At 73.1% G+C, this 17,555-nt stretch carries 18 protein-coding genes and 1 tRNA gene; 13 read left to right on the top strand and 6 right to left on the bottom strand.

The window, feature by feature from the left end:
• Positions 1 to 52: 52 nt before the first annotated feature.
• The 5 genes from J2S43_RS32015 to J2S43_RS31995 all read left to right on the top strand — a co-directional run bounded on the left by J2S43_RS32015 (position 53) and on the right by J2S43_RS31995 (position 4,529).
• A complete protein-coding gene (locus tag J2S43_RS32015) occupies positions 53 to 751 on the top strand; it encodes a SigE family RNA polymerase sigma factor (protein ID WP_306835362.1) in 699 nt (232 codons plus the stop codon).
• Complete coding sequence (locus J2S43_RS32010; RefSeq protein ID WP_306835360.1) at positions 748 to 1,977, top strand: hypothetical protein; 1,230 nt, start codon at positions 748 to 750, stop codon at positions 1,975 to 1,977. Before J2S43_RS32015 ends, J2S43_RS32010 begins: the two co-directional genes overlap by 4 nt.
• Positions 1,978 to 1,999: 22 nt before the next feature.
• Positions 2,000 to 2,854 (top strand): PHP domain-containing protein, encoded by an 855-nt coding sequence (locus J2S43_RS32005; RefSeq protein WP_306835358.1) that lies wholly within the window; start codon positions 2,000 to 2,002, stop codon positions 2,852 to 2,854.
• Between the two features lie 70 nt (positions 2,855 to 2,924).
• Positions 2,925 to 3,542, top strand: a complete 618-nt coding sequence (locus J2S43_RS32000; protein WP_306835356.1) for a MarC family protein — start codon at positions 2,925 to 2,927, stop codon at positions 3,540 to 3,542.
• 123 nt (positions 3,543 to 3,665) lie between these two features.
• Positions 3,666 to 4,529, top strand: coding sequence for a RecB family exonuclease (locus J2S43_RS31995; protein WP_306839589.1), 864 nt, complete (start codon positions 3,666 to 3,668; stop codon positions 4,527 to 4,529).
• A 701-nt stretch (positions 4,530 to 5,230) separates the two neighbouring features.
• On the opposite strand, the gene J2S43_RS31990 is transcribed toward J2S43_RS31995, so the two are convergent.
• On the bottom strand, positions 5,231 to 5,659 hold the full coding sequence (locus J2S43_RS31990; protein WP_306835355.1) for a Fur family transcriptional regulator: 429 nt from the start codon (positions 5,657 to 5,659) through the stop codon (positions 5,231 to 5,233).
• A 245-nt stretch (positions 5,660 to 5,904) separates the two neighbouring features.
• Between J2S43_RS31990 and J2S43_RS31985 the strand changes: the two genes are divergently transcribed.
• Positions 5,905 to 6,369 carry a DUF2231 domain-containing protein gene (locus J2S43_RS31985; RefSeq protein WP_306835351.1) on the top strand — a complete coding sequence of 155 codons (465 nt, stop codon included), beginning with the start codon at positions 5,905 to 5,907 and terminating at the stop codon, positions 6,367 to 6,369.
• Between the two features lie 50 nt (positions 6,370 to 6,419).
• Here J2S43_RS31985 and J2S43_RS31980 read toward each other — a convergent pair whose 3' ends face one another.
• On the bottom strand, positions 6,420 to 6,707 hold the full coding sequence (locus tag J2S43_RS31980) for a translation initiation factor 2 (protein WP_306835350.1): 288 nt from the start codon (positions 6,705 to 6,707) through the stop codon (positions 6,420 to 6,422).
• 82 nt (positions 6,708 to 6,789) lie between these two features.
• Between J2S43_RS31980 and J2S43_RS31975 the strand changes: the two genes are divergently transcribed.
• The gene (locus tag J2S43_RS31975; protein WP_306835347.1) at positions 6,790 to 6,969 is read left to right on the top strand and encodes a hypothetical protein; all 180 of its coding nucleotides are present in this window, start codon (positions 6,790 to 6,792) and stop codon (positions 6,967 to 6,969) included.
• 89 nt (positions 6,970 to 7,058) lie between these two features.
• On the opposite strand, the gene J2S43_RS31970 is transcribed toward J2S43_RS31975, so the two are convergent.
• On the bottom strand, positions 7,059 to 7,400 hold the full coding sequence (locus J2S43_RS31970; protein ID WP_306835345.1) for an FmdB family zinc ribbon protein: 342 nt from the start codon (positions 7,398 to 7,400) through the stop codon (positions 7,059 to 7,061).
• Positions 7,401 to 7,494: 94 nt separating this feature from the next.
• Positions 7,495 to 8,109, bottom strand: coding sequence for a 5-formyltetrahydrofolate cyclo-ligase (locus J2S43_RS31965; RefSeq protein ID WP_306835342.1), 615 nt, complete (start codon positions 8,107 to 8,109; stop codon positions 7,495 to 7,497).
• An 86-nt stretch (positions 8,110 to 8,195) separates the two neighbouring features.
• Here J2S43_RS31965 and J2S43_RS31960 point away from each other — a divergent pair, with 86 nt between their 5' ends.
• The 6 genes from J2S43_RS31960 (at position 8,196) to J2S43_RS31935 (ending at position 14,571) form a co-directional block, all read left to right on the top strand.
• Positions 8,196 to 10,364, top strand: a complete 2,169-nt coding sequence (locus J2S43_RS31960; protein WP_306835340.1) for a GGDEF domain-containing protein — start codon at positions 8,196 to 8,198, stop codon at positions 10,362 to 10,364.
• Between the two features lie 51 nt (positions 10,365 to 10,415).
• Positions 10,416 to 11,345 (top strand): UTP--glucose-1-phosphate uridylyltransferase, encoded by a 930-nt coding sequence (locus tag J2S43_RS31955; protein ID WP_306835338.1) that lies wholly within the window; start codon positions 10,416 to 10,418, stop codon positions 11,343 to 11,345.
• Positions 11,342 to 12,664 (top strand): molybdopterin molybdotransferase MoeA, encoded by a 1,323-nt coding sequence (locus J2S43_RS31950; protein ID WP_306835336.1) that lies wholly within the window; start codon positions 11,342 to 11,344, stop codon positions 12,662 to 12,664. The genes J2S43_RS31955 and J2S43_RS31950 overlap by 4 nt, the downstream gene beginning before the upstream one ends.
• Positions 12,665 to 12,701: 37 nt before the next feature.
• Positions 12,702 to 13,313, top strand: coding sequence for a GNAT family N-acetyltransferase (locus tag J2S43_RS31945; RefSeq protein ID WP_306835334.1), 612 nt, complete (start codon positions 12,702 to 12,704; stop codon positions 13,311 to 13,313).
• 116 nt (positions 13,314 to 13,429) lie between these two features.
• A complete protein-coding gene (locus tag J2S43_RS31940; protein ID WP_306835332.1) occupies positions 13,430 to 14,413 on the top strand; it encodes a hypothetical protein in 984 nt (327 codons plus the stop codon).
• Positions 14,414 to 14,497: 84 nt separating this feature from the next.
• Positions 14,498 to 14,571 (top strand) — tRNA-Ala (locus J2S43_RS31935).
• 269 nt (positions 14,572 to 14,840) lie between these two features.
• On the opposite strand, the gene J2S43_RS31930 is transcribed toward J2S43_RS31935, so the two are convergent.
• Positions 14,841 to 15,098 (bottom strand): hypothetical protein, encoded by a 258-nt coding sequence (locus tag J2S43_RS31930; RefSeq protein WP_306835329.1) that lies wholly within the window; start codon positions 15,096 to 15,098, stop codon positions 14,841 to 14,843.
• Positions 15,099 to 15,428: 330 nt separating this feature from the next.
• Positions 15,429 to 16,772, bottom strand: coding sequence for an ATP-binding protein (locus J2S43_RS31925; protein WP_370881681.1), 1,344 nt, complete (start codon positions 16,770 to 16,772; stop codon positions 15,429 to 15,431).
• Positions 16,773 to 17,555 lie beyond the last annotated feature (783 nt).

Raw genomic sequence — 17,555 nt, 5'->3', positions numbered from 1 at the left:
CCGTGTCGTGTGAGTCTGTCAGAGACTGCTGTCGCGCGCGGGGAGGGTGACCATGGAGGGCGACTCGGAGGCCGCGCCGGTCAGTGCCGACCGGGACCTGCGCGTCGTCGCCGACCGCGTCGACGACGAGTTCCGCGACTTCGTCTCCGCACGCTCGGGCGCGCTGCTGCGCACGGCATATCTCCTGGCCGGCGACTGGGCCACGGCGGAGGACCTGCTGCAGACCGCGCTGACCAAGACATACCTCGCGTGGCGCCGGCTCGGGCAGATCGAGGCGGTCGAGCCGTACGCGCGCCGGGTCCTGGTCAACACCGCGACCAGCTGGTGGCGCCGCCGTTGGCACGGCGAGCGCCCCACCGAGGTGCTGCCCGAGCGCGCGGCGCCGGACGAGATCGAGGCGCAGCTGGAGCGGGACGCGCTCTGGCGGCACGTGCGGGCGCTGCCGACCCGGCAGCGCGCCGTGCTGGTGCTGCGCTTCTACGAGGACCTGTCCGAGGCGCAGACCGCGGCGATGCTGAACATCTCGCCCGGCACGGTGAAGAGCCAGACCTTCCGCGCGCTGAACGCGCTGCGCCAGCGCCTGGCCGCCGAGGGCATCGACCCGGACTCCGGCGTGCCGGTGCCGGACCCGTCCGTCCCCGCCGAGACCCACCGCGAGCCGGTGATCCCGACGCGGCAGCTGCCCGCGCGCCCGGCCTCGGTCCCCGCGCCGCCCGTGGCCCGCCCGCAGTTCGCGCGGGAGGGGCGGTGAGCCCGGTGCTCGAGGACCGGCTCCGCGACCTCTTCGCGGCCACCACGCAGAACGCGCCGTCCGCGGACGACCCCGCGACCCGCGCCATCGCCCGCGCGCGCGTCGTGCGCCGCCGCCGGCTGACCGTCGCCTCCACCGCCGCGGTGCTGCTGTTCGGCACGTCCGTCTACGGGCTCGGCGCGTTCCAGGGCGGCGGCGGGACCTCACCCACCGGCATGCTGCCGAACGGCGCCGCGGTGGAGGCGCCCAGCGTGGTGCCGTCACCACCGGCGGTGGCCGAGGCCGAGCGCGGCCCGGACGTGTCCGCCACCGCGGAACAGCGCGACGTCGACGGCCGGCCCACCGGCATCGACCTGGACATCCGCGCCGGAGACCGGCTCTGGACCACCGGCGGGTCGATCGTCACGCTGACCGGCGTGGGGAGCGTCACCCGGGCGTACCGGGTGGCGATCGGCTGGGTCTACGGCGGCGAGCACGGGGTCAGGCTGCTGCTGCTGGAGGACGGCACCACGAAGGCGCTCAGCGGCAACGGCGACGACTGGGCGCTCGACCCGGCCGGTGAGCGGATCACGTTCGTCGCCGACGGCAGGCTGCACGTCGGTGCCGTGACCACGCGCGGCCTGGCGGTGACGGCCGGCGCGCCGATCGCGGCCGGGGTGCGCCCGGTCGGCTTCGTCGGCGACAGCGTGCTGGTCCGCGCGGACACCGGGGGATACGCGCTGGTCGACCCGGCCGCACCGGCCGAGCCGGCGTTCGACACCCGGGTGCTGACCGTGCTCGGGCCGCGCGCCGACGGTGCCACCACCGCGCTGGTCCGCGAGGCCGGCGGCGACCGGGTGTGCCTGGCCCGGCTGGCGGCGAGTGCGGCGAAGCTGACCATCGGGACGACCGGCGGCTGCACGCTCGGGCTGACCGTGGACGGCGATCCGGGTGTGCGCCTGTCCGCCGACGGCAGCCACGTCTACCAGGCCGGCGACGACGGCTTCCGGATGGCCGGCGTCGACGACGTGCTCGGCGGGGACGGGGACACGGCGGTCTGCGCCGCACCGGCCGGCACGGCCGCGGTCTGGATCTCCGCGGACACGCTGCTGGCCGGCGCGGACCGCGTGGCGGTCACCTGCCGGGCGGACGGAACGCGTGACACGGTGGCGTTGCCCGCGGACGTCGGTGCGGGCTGGCAGTACGTGCCGCGACTCGGCGCGGTGCCGGGCTCCCGGACCGGATAGGCCCCTGAGGCAGACTCGATACGTGACCGCACCCCGCATCGACCTGCACACCCACTCCACCGCCAGTGACGGCACGCTCCGCCCGGCCGATCTGGTCCGGGCCGGCGCCGCCGCCGGGCTGGCCGTGATGGCGATCACCGACCACGACACCACGGCCGGCTGGGCCGAGGCGGCGCAGGCGCGCCCGGACGGGCTGACGCTGATCCGGGGCGCGGAGATCTCCTGCTGGTGGCGCGGCGAGGCGGCGGGGATCGGGCTGCACCTCCTGGCGTACCTGATCGATCCGGCGGACGCGGCGCTGACCGGCGAGCTGACCCGGGTGCGGGCCGACCGGGAGCGGCGCGGCGAGGCGATCGTAGACCTGCTGCGCGCCGACGGCATCGACGTGAGCTGGTCCGAGGTGATGGAGTACGCGGCCGGCGGCTCGGTCGGGCGCCCGCACATCGCGGCCGCACTGATCCGGGCCGGGCTGGTCACCACCACGTCCGAGGCGTTCGGCCCGCAGTGGCTCGGCCGCCGCTACCGGCTGCCGAAGGCGGACATCGACGTCTTCACGGCGGTGCGCCTGGTCCGCGCGGCCGGGGGTGTGCCGGTCCTGGCCCACCCGCGGGCCACCCGGCGCGGCCGGATCGTGCCGGACTCACTGATCGGGGAACTGGCCGGCGCCGGGCTGTTCGGGCTGGAGGCCGACCACGAGGACCACTCGCCGGACGAGCGCGCGTACGTGCGGCGGCTCGCGGATCGGCTGGGTCTGGTGGTGACCGGCTCGTCGGACTTCCACGGCACGCACAAGACGGTGCGGCTGGGCGCGTTCACCACCGCGCCGGAGACACTGGACAAGATCGTGGCATCGGCGTCCGGGGTCCCGCCGCTCTGAGATGTGTCCCGCCGCTCCAGAGGTGGTGTCCCGCCGCTCCACGCAAAGTTGATCACGGTAGCGTGATCATGTGGATCTCAAGCTGTTCGGCGAGGTGTTCGTCACCCTGCTGGTCATCGTGGACCCGCCGGGGATGGTGCCGATCTTCCTCGCGCTGACCGGCACGCTGCCGAAGCGCGACCGGCGCAAGGCCGGGCGGCAGGCGGTCGCGCTGGCCTTCGGCGTCATCGTCGTGTTCGCGCTGCTCGGCCAGACGCTGCTCGACTACCTGCACGTGGACCTGCCCGCGCTGCAGGGCGCCGGCGGCCTGCTGCTGATCCTCATCGCGCTGGAGCTGCTCACCGGCAAGACCGACGACGTCTCCGACCGGCAGGCCACCTCGAACGTGGCGCTGGTGCCGCTGGGCGTACCGCTGCTGGCCGGCCCCGGCGCGATCGTCGCCACCATGCTGTTCGTCCAGAACGGTGACAACGCCGCGGACTACGTGGCGATCGGCGCCGGGATCGTGGCCGTGATGCTCGTGGTGCTGCTGGTCCTGCGCTTCTCCGACGTTATCGTCCGGGTGCTCCGGCCGGGCGGCATCGAGGTGCTGACCAGGATCGCCGGTCTGCTGCTGGCCGCGATCGCGGTGCAGCTCATCGCGGACTCGGTGGCGGCGTTCGTCACGCAGTACACGAACGCGCTGTAGCCGGGGACAGCACCGGCCGCGGCCTCGCGGGGGTTCGTCGTACCCGCCTGGCAGGATCGGGGGGTGCCCAGGTTTTCGTCCACCGGCCGGTCCGCGGTTCCCGAGCAGCTCGGGTTCCCCGGCATGCCGCAGCGGCTCTTCGTCTGCACGCCCAGCAAGCTCGGGTCGTTCATCGACTGCCCCCGGCGGTACCGGTATGCGTACGTCGACCGCCCCACGCCGCCGAAGGGCCCGCCGTGGGGCCACAACTCGCTCGGCGCGAGCGTGCACACCGCGCTGAAGAACTGGTTCGATCTGCCCGCCGATCGCCGCCGTCCCGGCGTGCTCCCGACACTGCTCAAGGCCACGTGGGTACGGGAGGGGTACCGCGACGTCGAGCAGGAGCGCGAGGCGTGGCGGGCCGCACTGGCCTGGCTCGACGGCTACCTCGCCGGCCTCGACCCGGCGTTCGAGCCGGTCGGCGTCGAGCGGACCGTGGCCGCCCGCACCGCCGTACTCGCGCTGAGCGGCCGTACCGACCGGATCGACGCGCGCGTCACCCCGGACGGCCGCCGCGAGCTGGTCATCGTCGACTACAAGACCGGCCGGTCCGGCGCCGACCCGGACGACGCCCGCGGCTCCCAGGCACTGGCGCTCTACGCTTTCGCCGCCGAGAAGGTCTTCCACGCGCCCTGCCACCGGGTCGAGCTGCATCACCTGCCGAGCGGCACGATCGCCGCGCACGAGCACACCGACGAGTCGCTGGCCCGCCAGGTCCGCCGTGCCGAGGACACCGCCGGAGACATCATGGCCGCGGAGGCCGCGCTGGCCGGCGGCGCCGACCCGGACGAGGCGTTCCCCACCGCACCCGGGCGCCTCTGCTCCTGGTGCGACTTCCGCGCGGTCTGCCCGGCCGGCGCCACCGCCGAGCCGAAGGACCCGTGGTCCGCCGTCGAGTCGACGCTCCGCACCGACCCCGCCCCGCGCCCCCGCCCCGCCGGCGACTGATCCCACCCCCGCCCGAGGCCCGGCCAGGATCTCCGCGCGCTCGTTTGCTCTGCTTACCTGAACAAAAGCCTTGAAACGTCCGTCGACGCCGGGTGATTTGTCCAGGTAAGCAGAGCAAAGCAGTGGGCGGATCGCGCAATGCCGCAGGAGCGGCCGGATGGCGTGATGAGCCGATATTTCGGGCGCGGAGCGCCTGCCGGATCGTCCGCGGTGCGGTGGCCGCGGGCTGCCGGCGGAGCGGGATGGATCGAGGTTGCCGTGCCGCCCTTGCGGCCACCTGACTGGCAGGAAGGCCGGCCAACGGCCGACCGGTCTCGCCGGGAGGCCTCGGAAGGTGATGCGAGATCAACTGGGCAGATAAAGATCTTCGGGTTGGTTCGCCCCGAGCACGAAGGTGGCGGGCCGGGAATGCGGCGGGCGGCGGGAGACCGCGGTGCGGCCCAGCCCCTTTTGCTCTGCTTACCTGGACGAATCGCCCGGCTGACGAGACGCCCGCACGCGCGATGGTGAGGGTCCGGCTTGCCGGTTCTGCTCAGGTAAGCAGAGCAAAGGAGGGCCGCGGGCGACCGCTCGGCGGTGCGGCGGGTCGATTCTGGAGGACGGCGGCCGGCCCGGTGACCAGCCGGCGAGGGTCTACTGCCCGGCGGTGCGGCCGGTTGATCCTGGAGGACGGCGGTCGGCCCGGCGGTCGGCGGGTGGGATTACTGCTCGGCGGAGCGGCGGGTCTGGCAGATGGGGCAGAGGCCCCAGAAGGTGACCTCGGCCTCGTCGACCTCGAAGCCGGAGGCGTCGTCCGGGTCCAGGCAGGGGGCGTCGCCGACCACGCAGTCGACGTCCGCGACCTGGCCGCAGCCGCGGCAGACCACGTGGTGGTGGTTGTCGCCGGTGCGGGCCTCGTAGCGGGCCGGGCTGCCGGCCGGTTCGAGGCGGCGGGCGAGGCCGGCCCGGGAGAGCGCGCCGAGCACGTCGTAGATCGCCTGGGTGGAGACGGAGTCGAGGCGCAGCCGGACCTGCCGGGCGATCTCCTCGACCTCCAGGTGGCCGCCGGTGGCGAGCACGTCGAGCACGGCGAGCCGGGGGCGGGTGACCCTCAGCCCGTGCGTGCGCAGCTGCTCGTCCGCGGTCGGCATCCCACCATCACAACACGTCACCGCGTACGGCTCAAGAGTGAGCTTTCTCCACCTGGCACACCCGGACCGTGGGCTGGCGCCAGGTAGATCTCGGCCACACAGGCCAGGTGGAGAACGGCTCAGCGCTGCTCACCGGTGGTGGTCACGAACACGTCAGCGGATTGTCGCCAGAGATCGGGAACCGGACCGATCAGGTGGTGACTGTGATGACGTAGCAACCTGCTTGAACGGCCTGAGGAGTCATCGTGTTCGAGACCATCAACGGCATGCCCGCGCACGTGCTTCTGGTGCATGCGGCGGTCGTCTTCGTGCCCCTGCTCGCGCTGGGGGCGATCGTCTTCGCGGTGTGGCCGGCGGTCCGGAAGCGGATAGATTGGGCGGTCGCGCTGCTCGCGGTGGTGGCGCCGCTCTCCGCGCTGTTCTCGATGATCTCCGGTAACGCGTTCTACGAGATGCGCGAGGCGGACGGCACGCCGGAGCAGTTCCTGGACCAGATCGGCGAGCACGCCTCGTACGGCCAGCGGACGTTCTTCTTCTCGCTCGGCCTCGGCCTGATCACCGGCGCGCTGCTGTTCCTGAGCCGGCGGGCCGGCACGCCGAAGGCGCTCACCATCGGGCTGAGCGTGGTCGCGGTGCTGCTCGCGATCGTCACCGGCTACTTCGTGGTGATGACCGGCGACACCGGCGCCGCGATGAACTGGAAGATCTAGAGCTTGTATCGACGTGGGAGACGGGCTGCGGCCCCCACGTCGATACAGGCTCAGAAGAGGAGACGCCCGCAGATCGCGCACAGTGCGATGACCATCACCACGAGCGCGCCGATCCCGACGCCGTAGCTCAGACCGCGTGCGCGGGACTCGGCCGCCTCGATCGCGTGCACGTCCTGGCCGGGCAGCCGGCGCGGGGGCGGGGCCGGCCGCAGCGTGGGCGGCTGCCAGTCCGGCGCCGGATGCTCCTGCGGCGGCGGGCCGGTGTATCCGGTCTCCGCGGCGGACGGGGGAGAGCCGGAGACGTCCCGCCAGGGGCTGTGATCGTCGGGAGTGCTCACGCCATCTGACGCTACCAACGCGCCATCCGGGGGACCCACCGGCGGGGGACGCCGGTCATCCGCGGGTGGGTACGCTGGGCGCGTGAACCCGGAGATTGAGCCGCACGCCGGCATCGACGACGAGCGCACCGTCGACCTGGTCGACGACGACCTGCCCGTGTTGCCGGACCAGACGTCCGACGACACGGACCGTGGCTGGGGGGAGCTCGGCAGCGGCGGCAACGACGACCGGCTGCTGGAGGACCGTCCACCGCACTGGTGATGTGGAAAAAGTTATCCACAGGCTGGGGATGTCAGCCTGTGGATAACGTGGGGATCTGTGGATAACTCGTGCGTTCTGTGGACGGCGGGTTACGAGCCGCTGGATGCCGTGCTGCTGGACGTGGTCGTCGAGGAGCCGGTGGAGGCGGCCGCCGCGGGCTTCGCCGCGCTCTCCGAGGAGCTCTTCGTCTCCGAGGAGGTCTTCGACTCGGCGGTGGACGCGGCCGGCTTGCCGGACTCGGCCGAGGTGCCGCCGCCGCGCGAGTCGGTGCGGTAGAACCCGGAGCCCTTGAACACGATGCCCACCGAGTTGAACAGCTTGCGCAGGCGCCCCTGGCAGGCCGGGCACTCGGTCAGCGGCTCGTCGCTGAACGACTGCACCGCCTCGAGCTGGTGGCCGCACTCGGTGCAGGCGTACTGGTAGGTGGGCACGTTCCCCTCCGGAGGATCTTCGCGTGATTGGCACTCTGGAATTCCGAGTGCCAATGATCCGTCATCGGGCGCCCTGCGTCCAGCGAGGTGGCTCTCACCCGACCCGGACGAGCCCGCCGGCCGGGGTGATCACGGCCTGCACGCGCCGATCGTGCGGTTCCCAGGGCAGCTCCGCGACCAGCTCGTCGTCGTGCAACAGCGCCACCACCAGCGCGGACGCGCATCGGGCCAGCGCGCGATCGTAGGATCCACCGCCCCTGCCGAGGCGTACGCCACGGTGGTCGACCGCGAGCGCCGGCACGATCACCAGCTCGGCGTCCGTGAGCGCGTCCGGCCCGCGCCGCCGGCCGGAGGGTTCGCGCAGGCCGCGCCCGGTCGGCGTGAGGGAGGCGGGCCCCGCGTACTCGGCCCAGTCGAGGTCGAGGTCGGGCAGCAGCACGGGGAGCAGCAGCCGCCCGTGCGGATGCAGCATCCGGGTGAGCGCGTCCGGCAGCCCGGCACCGCCCGGCTCCGCGCCGACCGGTACGTACGCGGCGGCCACGGCGGGCCGCTCCGCCGCTATCAGGTCGCCCAGCGCGAGGCGCACCCGCGCGGCCGCGGCACGGCGGCTCTCCTCCGGCAGCGCCCGCCGGGCGGCCAGTAGGCGCCCCCGGACAGCGCTCTTCCCGGCCTTTACCGCAAAGTCGTCTCGATCCGAAAAATCCGGCACGCAACACTCCAGTCACAACCCTGGCAATCGGGTCGTCCTGTGCCAGCATCGCAGCTAACGGGCCCGGCGTCATGGGGGGATCAGGCGTGACCCTGCGCGGACGGTTGACCTCCGCCTTCCTCGCGGTGGTGCTCGGCCCGGTGCTGCTCGGTGCCGTCTTCGTCGGCGGCGCGGTGGACGCACTCGGCCGGGACCGGGCGCACGAGCGGCTCGACCTGGCCGCCGGCGCGGTCCGGACCGAGGTCGGCGCGCTCTGCGAACGGCTCTCCGCCAGCGCGGACGCGCTCGCCGTGCTCCCCGACCCGGGCCAGCGCGCCGGCCTGGCCGAGCTGGTCGTCTCGCGCGGCCTGGCCAGCGCGGTGCAGGTGGTGGACGCGACCGGCGCGCCGCAGCTGACCACCGCGGGCATGCCCGCGTCGCCGTGGGCCGACTGCGCCGCGCCGGCGACGTCCGGCGCGCCGCCGCGCGCGATCACCGCCCGGGTGGAGATCCGGGACGTGTTCGGCCTGCGGGTGGCCGTGGTCTACGTGGTGCAGGCGCTGGACGGGACGCTGGTGCGCCGGCTGGCGGCCGCGACCGGCGGCGGCGTCACGCTGCTGGACGACGCCGCGGGCACGGCGCCGCGCGCCGGCGGGGAGGCGGCCGGCCCGGCGTCGGTGCGCTGGCTGACCGGCGACGGCACCGCGATCTCCGGCGACGGCCGGTACGTGCGCCGCCTCGGCCCGGTCCCCGGCCAGCCGCTGCCGCTGGCCGTCTCGGTGCCCGGCCCGGACCGCCGCGACCTCTTCGCCGTGCTGCTCGGCATCGTGCTGCTGGCGGGCGCGCTCGCGGTGCTGGCCGCCGCCGCGCTGGCCCGCTCCACCACCCGCCCGCTGGCCGAGTTGGTCCGGGCCGCGGACCGGGTGGCCGGCGGCGACCTGGACACGCGCGTGCCGGTGCGCGGCCACGACGAGGTGGCCCGGCTCGGCGGCGCGTTCAACCGGATGACCCGGGAGACCCAGGCGTACGTGCAGGCGCTCACCGCCGGCCGCGACCAGCTGCGCCGCAACCTGCGCACGCTCGGCGAGACGCTGTCCGGCACGCACGACCTGGACCGCATCCTGCGGGTGCTGCTGCGCACCGCGATGGTCGCGACCGGCGCGCGGGCCGGCCTGGTGCTGCTGCACGACCCGGAGACCGGCCACCTGGTCGGCCGGTGCGCGGACGGGCTCGGCGACCGGACGCCGCACGCGGAGCCGGCCGCGCTGCGGATCGCGGTCGGGCGCGGCCTGCTCGGCGCGGTGGCCGCGACCGCGGAGCCGCGCCGCGGGCGGGTGCACCCGGACGGCGGGCCGCTCTGCCCCGAGGAGCCGCGCTGCCGCACCTACGTGGCGGTGCCGTTCTGCCCGCCGCACGACGACGCGGCCGGCGAGCGCGGACCGGCCGCGACCGGGGTGCTGGCGCTCTACGACCGGCTCGGCGCGGACGACTTCGACGACGTGGACCTAGGCACGCTGCGCACGTTCGCCGGGCAGGCCGCGGTCGCGGTGGAGAACGTGCGCGTGCACGAGGAGGCGCAGCGGCTCTCGCTCACCGACCCGGTCACCGGCCTGTGGAACTACCGCTACCTGCAGGAGTCGATCCGGCGCGAGGTGGAGCGGGCCAGCCGGTTCGGGCGCACGCTCGCCGTGCTGGTGCTGGACCTGGACCACTTCAAGGCGGTCAACGACACGCACGGGCACGCGGTCGGCGACGCGGTGCTGGTCGAGTTCGCCCGGCGGGTACGGGCCGGGCTGCGCGAGGTCGACCTGGCGTTCCGGCAGGGCGGCGAGGAGTTCGTGGTGCTGCTGCCGGAGACGGACGCGGGCGGCGCGGCCACGGTCGCGGAGCGGCTCGGCGCGGCGGTGCGGGACAGCCCGGTGCCGGTCGGCGAAGGGCTGCGGGTGCCGGTCACGGTGTCCATCGGGATCGCGGTCTACCCGCGGCACGGCGGGCACGCGCAGCGCGTGCTGGACGCGGCGGACGAGGCGGTCTACGCGGCGAAGGCGGCCGGGCGGGACACGTACCGGGTGTGTGCACCGCCACCGGCGCGCGAGCCGGCGGCGGTGACGGTGCCGGCCGTACCGCTGCTGGCGTTGGATTCTGAGCTTGATGTCCGTGTTAATCCCGTTTCGGTGGCGGGTGAGGCCGATGGGGCAGATGATGAGGGGGCAGCCGCGACGACCTCCGGCGTGCCGTCGGGACCGCAGACGCCGCGGCAGAGCCGTGGCCGATAGTCTCGCGGCATGTCGGACCCCACCCTCAGCGAAGGTGCCGTGACCCGAGCCATGACCACGACAGACACCCCGCAGGCCGTCCCCGGCCGCCGAGCCGTCAAGGCGGTCATCCCCGCCGCCGGACTCGCGACCCGGTTCCTGCCCGCGACCAAGGCCGTACCCAAGGAACTCCTGCCAGTGGTCGACCGGCCGGTGCTGCAGTTCATCGTGGAGGAGGCCGCCGCCGCCGGCATCACCGACGTGCTGCTGGTCACCGGCCGCGGCAAGACCTCGATGGTCGACCACTTCGACCGCCGTCCGGACATCGAGGAGCGCCTGCGCACCAAGGGTGACGACAAGCGGCTGCACGAGGTGCGCCGCACCAGCGACCTCGCGGACATCTACACGGTGCGCCAGGGCGAGCCGCTCGGCCTCGGCCACGCGGTCGGCACCGCGGCCTCGCACGTCGGCGAGGAGCCGTTCGCGGTGCTGCTCGGCGACGAGTTCGTCGAGCAGGACAAGCCGCTGCTGCCCGCCATGCTGGACCTGCAGGCCCGCACCGGCGGCATCGTGCTCGCGTTCATCGAGGTGCCGGACGACGAGGTCTCGCGGTACGGCATCGCGTCCGTCGCGCCGGCCGAGGGCTTCTCCGAGCACGGCGAGGTGGTCCGGGTGACCGGCCTGGTCGAGAAGCCGAAGAAGGAGGAGTCCCCGAGCAACTACGCGGTCGTCGGCCGGTACGTGCTGCCCGGGAAGATCTTCGACGTCATCAAGGAGACGAAGCCCGGCAGCGGCGGCGAGATCCAGCTCACCGACGCGATGGCCACGCTGCTCGCCGAGGGCGTGCCGGTGCACGGCATCGTCTACCGCGGCATCCGGTACGACACCGGCATGCCGCTCGGCTACCTGCAGACCGTGGTCCAGCTCGCGGCCCAGCGAGAGGACATCGGCCCGGCGTTCCGCGCCTGGCTGGGCGACTACGTCGGAGGACAAACCGGATGACTGCGACGGCCGACGCCGAGGCGGCCGCTAACGAGCTGACGCCACTCGCCGACTACCTGGGCAGCGTGCTGCGCAGGTTACGGCCGTTGCCCCCGCTCGACCTCGACCTCACCCAGGCGTACGGGAACGTGCTCGCGGAGGACGTGACCAGCCCGCATCCGGTGCCCGCCTTCGACCAGGCGGCCATCGACGGGTACGCGGCGCGCTGGGAGGACATCGCGGCGGCCGGCCGCAGCGGTTCGCACCCCGCCTTCGGCATGCACGAGGGCAGGGTGCCGGACCCTCGGCCGGTCCGTCTCAACGTCGTCGGCGACCTGGGCGCGGCCAGCTGGCGCCCGGTCCGGCTCACGCCCGGCGCGTGCTTCTCGGTCGCGGCCGGTTCGCCGCTGCCGATGGGCGCGGACGTCGTGGTCCCGGTCCCGTGGACCGACCAGGGCATGGCCGCCGTCGAGATCTTCCAGGCCCCCAAGCGGGGGTACGGGCTGCGCCGCGCCGGCGAGGAACTGCCGGCCGGCTCGGTCCTCGCCCGGGCCGGCTCCTACGTCAGCCCGGCCCTGGTCGCGGTGTTCGCCGCGTCCGGGATCGGGCACGTGGTGGTGCGGCCCAGCCCGCGCGTGGTCGTGGTCGCGACCGGCGACGAACTGGTCGAGGTGGGCCGGGCCAGCCAGCCCGGCCAGGTCGTCGACGCGAACTCGCACGCGCTCACCGCGGCCGCGGTCGAGGCCGGCTCGCTGGCGTACCGGCTGGGGATCTGCGACGACGACCCGGAGGGCCTGCGCGCGCTGCTGGAGGACCAGACGCTCCGCGCCGACCTGCTGATCACCACCGGCGGCACCGGAACCGGCCCCGGCGACATGGTCCGGCGGATACTCTCCCGGCGTGACGTCGGGCGCACCGGGCCGGTCACGTTCACCGATGTGGCGCTCTATCCCGGGACCGCACTCGGATTCGGTACGGTCGGTGCCGAGGAGGTGCCGATCATATGTCTGCCCGGGGACCCAGGCGCCGCACTGGTGGGATTCGAGGTGCTAGCCAGGCCGGCGATCCAGCTGCTCGCGGGCGCGGAGCCGGTGTTCCGGCCGAGCGTGCGGGCGCACCTGCTGGAGACCGTCTCGTCGCCGGCCGGCCTGCGCGAGTTCCGGCCGGCCCACGTGGCCGAACGGCGCGGCGGGGGTTACACGGTCCAGCCGCTGGCCGGTGGGCCGTACACGCTCTCCGGCATGTCCGAGGCGAACGGCCTGCTCGTGCTGGGGGAGCGGGTGACCAGCGCAGCCGCGGGCTCCACCGTGGACGTGCTGCTGCTCGACCGCCGGCGGTGACCGCGTGATCTGGGGGGCGACCCCAGGGTGGCCGGTCATGCTGGCCGACGGGCCGGTGCTGCTCCGGCCGTACCGGCGCTCCGACGCGGACGCCTGGTCCGAGGTCCGCATCGCGAACCGGGCCTGGCTGGCGCCGTGGGAGTCGGCACCGCCCGGCCCGTGGCACGAGCTCAACTCCACCGCCGCGTACCGGTACGTGTACCAGGACATGCGCCGGTCCGCGCGGCGCGGCGAGAGCATGCCGTTCGCGGTCTGCCTGCGCGAGCCCGGTCAGCCGGAGCGCCTGGTCGGGCACATCAACCTGGGCAACATCGTGCGACGCGCGTTCTGCTCCGCGTACGTCGGCTACTGGGTCGACTCACGCGTGGCCGGCCAGGGCATCATCCCGACCGCGCTGGCGCTCACCGTGGATCACGCGTTCGGCCCGGCCGGGCTGCACCGGGTCGAGGTCAACATCCGCCCGGAGAACAAGCCGTCCCGGCGCGTCGTGGAGAAGCTCGGTTTTCGTGAGGAGGCTTACCATGCGCGCTACATGCACATCGACGGCGCGTGGCGAGATCACATCGGATACTCGCTGACCAGCGAGGATGTCGGGACCGAGGGTGGTCTGCTGCGCCGCTGGCACCGGCTGCGCCAGCACACCGCATGATCTTTTTACCGGGGTACGGTCGGCGTGCCGTACCGTTGCGCACCTGAGGCACCCGTAACCTCGAAGAACTGGGACTTGACGGCGATCATGCGGTCGTCGATGGGGTGACGGGAGGGTTGAGGGTGCCGACCTCGGTGCTCCTCGCCGTCCTCGCTGCCGCCGGGCTGCTCGCCCTCGCGCCGGCGCTGGTCCGCCGGTACGACGCAACCGAGCGCCAGGTGGCGGAGCGGGCGCAGTCGACGGCCAGGGTGCTTGAGCGCCGCCGTCGTCGCCGCACCGTGCCCGGACGACGCCCGATCAATCCGCCCCGGCACATGATGCCGCCGGATTCCACCACTTCCGTGCCATCTTCGCCTGATCGTGCCGGTTTGTCCAGCTCCGCGAAGGCCGAGTCGTCCACGCCGGCGTCCGGACCACCGGGCTCGCGCGCCTCCGGCGGCCGCGGCGGCTCCGGTGGCCCTGGTTCCGGCGGCCCGGGTTCCGGTGGCCTCGGCGGCTCCGGTTCCGGTGGGCGGCGCGGCCGGCGCCGGTCGCTGCGGCTGGTGCCGGACGGCGCCCGGCGGGCGCGGCGGCGTCCCGCGCGCCGCCGCCGGCAGGCCACCGCCGTCACCCGGCGCCGGCGCGTCCTCGCCGCGCTCGTCCTCCTCAACGGCGTGCAACTACTCGGCGTCGCGGTCGTCGGCCCCGGCTTCTGGATCAGCGTGTCCGTGACCGGCACCCTGCTCGTCGCCTACGTGGTGCACCTGCGAAACCGCGCCATAGCGGAACGCCGGCGGCGCCGCCAGGAGGCACGCGAGGCCGCGTGGCTGGCCCGGCGCCAGGCGGAGGTCCGGCGCGAACAGAAACGCCGCGCCGAGGCCCGCAAGGCCGACCGCCTCCGCCTCGCGGCACAACGCGAGGCGGTGCGGCGGGCCGCGATGGGCCTGGACCGCGGGCCGGACGTGGACCTGCCCGCCGCCGCGGACGGCACCGCGGGCCCGCCACCCCCACCCGCCAAGCCGCGCGGCGGCTCCGTCTCCTACCGCTCGCCGGGCCTGCGCGGCCGCCCCTACCAGGCCGGTGGCGGCCCCGGCCAGCTGCACCGCCCCGACTCCGCGTGACACGCGGGGGGTGATTCGCGTACCCCTCCTCAGGCCTGTTAATGTTGTCCACGTTCCGCCAGCGGGGAAGCCCAAGGCGGGGTTGGGGCTGTGGCGCAGTCTGGTAGCGCACCTCGTTCGCATCGAGGGGGTCTGGGGTTCAAATCCCCACAGCTCCACGAGACTTTGGACGTCTCGTGTTCGCGGAAAGCGCGAACGCGGGGCGTCTCTTTATTTCTGCTCCGGGGGCCGAGCCCCCGGACGCCCCGCGATCTGGTGGGGGCGTGGCGTCGGGTTGTTGCGTGTGGTGCCGGGCACTCGACGGTGGTTCTCGTGTGCAACGTGTGGTGGGCCCTGCCCCGAGAGCACCGCCGCCCGCTCGGCGATCAGCGGCGATGCCCAGCGTTGCTGCATCTTCTCGATCCGGCGCCGGTCCACGCTTCGGCCGTCAGTCCGAGGTCCGGATCTGCTCCAGGTACGTCAGAGGCTTCCGGCAGAACTCCATGAGCTCCCGCAGCTCGTCCTTCTCTGCCGTGGTGATCACGACCTCCTCCTCCGACAGAGCGCCGACGAGCTCCGCGATCGCCATGGGCCATTCCCCGCCGATGACGGAGTACCGGACGAGCGGCAGGTACTTCGGGCTGATCTTAGGTGCGAGCTGGTCGGTGATCCGGCGGCTGCGCCGGTAGAAGTCGTTGACTTCCATGGGTCTCCCGTGGGGTCGATGGTTAGGCCGGCGGGTTGGTGGTGACGCCCTCGCCGCTGAGCGGGTGGCCGCCGGAGATGCTGCCGTCCTTGTCCAGGGCAACGATGAAGGTGATGCCGTCGCGCGTGCCGGTGACGCGCCAGCCGTCGCCGTGGGGACGTGGCTGAGGGGGCCGTCGGGGTTGGTGGCGATGCTCTTGAGCCAGTCCTCGACCTGCGCTTTGGTAGTGCCGGGCGGGAAGAGCGGGTCCGCAGAGCCGCCATGAGTCGTCGCATCGAGGGCCGCCTAGACGTCGTTGCATCGGCCGGGCGGCTGGTGGCGCCTCGGTTTCTACGCGGTGGCGGCGGTCTGGTGGTACGTGGTGGGGCGACCCTGGCCGCCGGTCTGGTGGATCAGGCCTCGGTTGCGCAGGTTGCGCAGGGCCTTGCGGATGTTGGGGCCGGTCAGGTCGAGCGTGGCTTGAAGCTCGGCGACTGTCCGTGGGCCGGAGGCGAGAGCGTCGTGGATGCGGAGCTCGGTGGGGCCGAGGGGTGGACGTGATGCTGCCGCGCCGGTGGTGGAGCGCAGCAGCACGGTGAACCGGATGTTGGCGTCGATGAACTGGGCGGGCGGGAGGGCGTGGCTCGACAGCTGCTGCGTGATGGTGGGGATGCCGCTGGCGAGTGCCTCGATGACCCGGCCGCCCGACTCGGGCGAGCGGACGTGCTGGCAGATTCCGACGAGGAGTCCGTTGCGGGCGGAGGTGACGGCGTCGTGTCCGAGGCGGTCGACGGTGATGCCGTACAAGCCGCCGGGGTTGGTGACGACGAGACGGTCGCGGCGTAACCGGACCTCGACCGCGAAGGCCTGTGACCAGTCGTCGAGGTCGCGGTGGATGAGCGCGTTGGCGATGATCTCGCGAAAGGCGAGCAGCGGGTACGCGGGTTCGTCGGTGACGCTGCCGTCGGGGTTCTGCACGATTCTCGTGTCGAACGTGCGGCGGGCCCAGGCGAGAGCGGCGTCGAGCATCCGGGGGATGGCGCCGGTGATGGTGATCTGGTTGCGGGCGCGGACCGCGGCCGAGTCCTGCGGCAGCGGCTCGGCGGCGGCCTGGATGACGAAGCGGGGGAAGAACTGCTGCGGGTGCACGCCCAGCGCGAGCAGTCCGGCCACGGTCGGCTGTCCTCCCGCAAGGGTCACGCCGGCCCGGCGGAGCAGCTCCGCGTCGTCGGTGAAACGGCCGAGGCCGTGTGCGTCCCGTTCGCGGACGGTTGCCAGGTAGGACGCGACCAGTTCCTGGTCGAGGTCGTCCGGGCCGGCTCCGTCGACGGGCCGGCGGTCGAACAGTGGCGGCCGGCGTGCGGCGAGGAAACCCTGGACCTCCACGTCGGAGAGCAGGAAGTCGCCGTCGTAGCCGCGCATGTACGCGGCACCGGTCGCCGCCACCCGGCACGGCTTGGCCGACGGGTCGCATTCGTGCACGCGGGCGACGATCACCGGCCACCCGTCGACCGTCCCGTCGTCGATCGACAGGCGCACCGGCGGTGTATAGGCGCGCGCCTTCGTGGCGAGACCCTGCTTGAGTGCTTGCGGGTCGGCCAGGTGCACGGGCTGGAAGCCAGCGCGCTCGTCTAGACCGAGGATGATGGTTCCGCCGCCCGAAAGGTTGGCGAGGGCACTCAACGAAGAGGTCAACGAGACAGGGAGTCCGCCCGCTGCCGACTTGACCTCGACGGCAGCGGTGTCCCCGCCCGACGCACGCAGGTCTTGCACGACGCTGTCCAGGTTCCGGTCCACGGCGCAAATGTAACTAGGCCCGAGTTACATTTCAACGTTTCGAGTTACATTTGGAGTTACATTTGGTCTGAGCTGGGGTTTTGCTGGCTTAGCTAGCATGTCGAGGGCCGGCGGCCCGAGCCCGAGCCTGCGTCTGGCTGCCGAGCCCGACCCCAGGCTCGCGCCCGGCTTTCGGGCCGGCGTCAGGCCGCCGAGGTTCCTGAGACGTGCGTCATAGGTGCCGCTGCAGGGTCCGGAAACGTCGCTATTAATTGCGGGCAGTCCCATTCTTTGCGGGTGTAAAGCGAGAATAGCGCTGAGAGCTTCTGGTTGATTGTTTGACGGCTGGATGACAGTATTCTCGGCGAACGGCCCGATGGGTCGTGGGCGAGGTGTTGATCTGCCGGGCGAGTTGGTCGCCCATGTCCGGCGGGGAGCCAGAGGCGAAACCGACGTCCTTGGGTTCGATCCAAGGAGACGCTCTCATGTTCTGTCTGAACGGGAACTCCCTGAGTTCACGCAGCTCCGGCGCGCCGGCCTTTGAGGCACGGCAGCGCGTTTCGGCCTTATTCCACTAGGTCGCTGAATTCGTCGGCGGCAGCGTAGCCACCGGCCGGACTGTTCCCGCGTAATCGTGCCCTCCCTGAAAAGGGGAACGGGTGTTGCGCGGTTGTGAGCTCTTTCGCCTGACCGCGTGGATAG

It is taken from the genome of Catenuloplanes nepalensis (assembly GCF_030811575.1).
GTDB classification, from domain to species: Bacteria; Actinomycetota; Actinomycetes; order Mycobacteriales; family Micromonosporaceae; genus Catenuloplanes; species Catenuloplanes nepalensis.
Note: the sequence above shows the minus strand (reverse complement) of the source record. Positions and strands in the feature narration are given on the sequence as shown.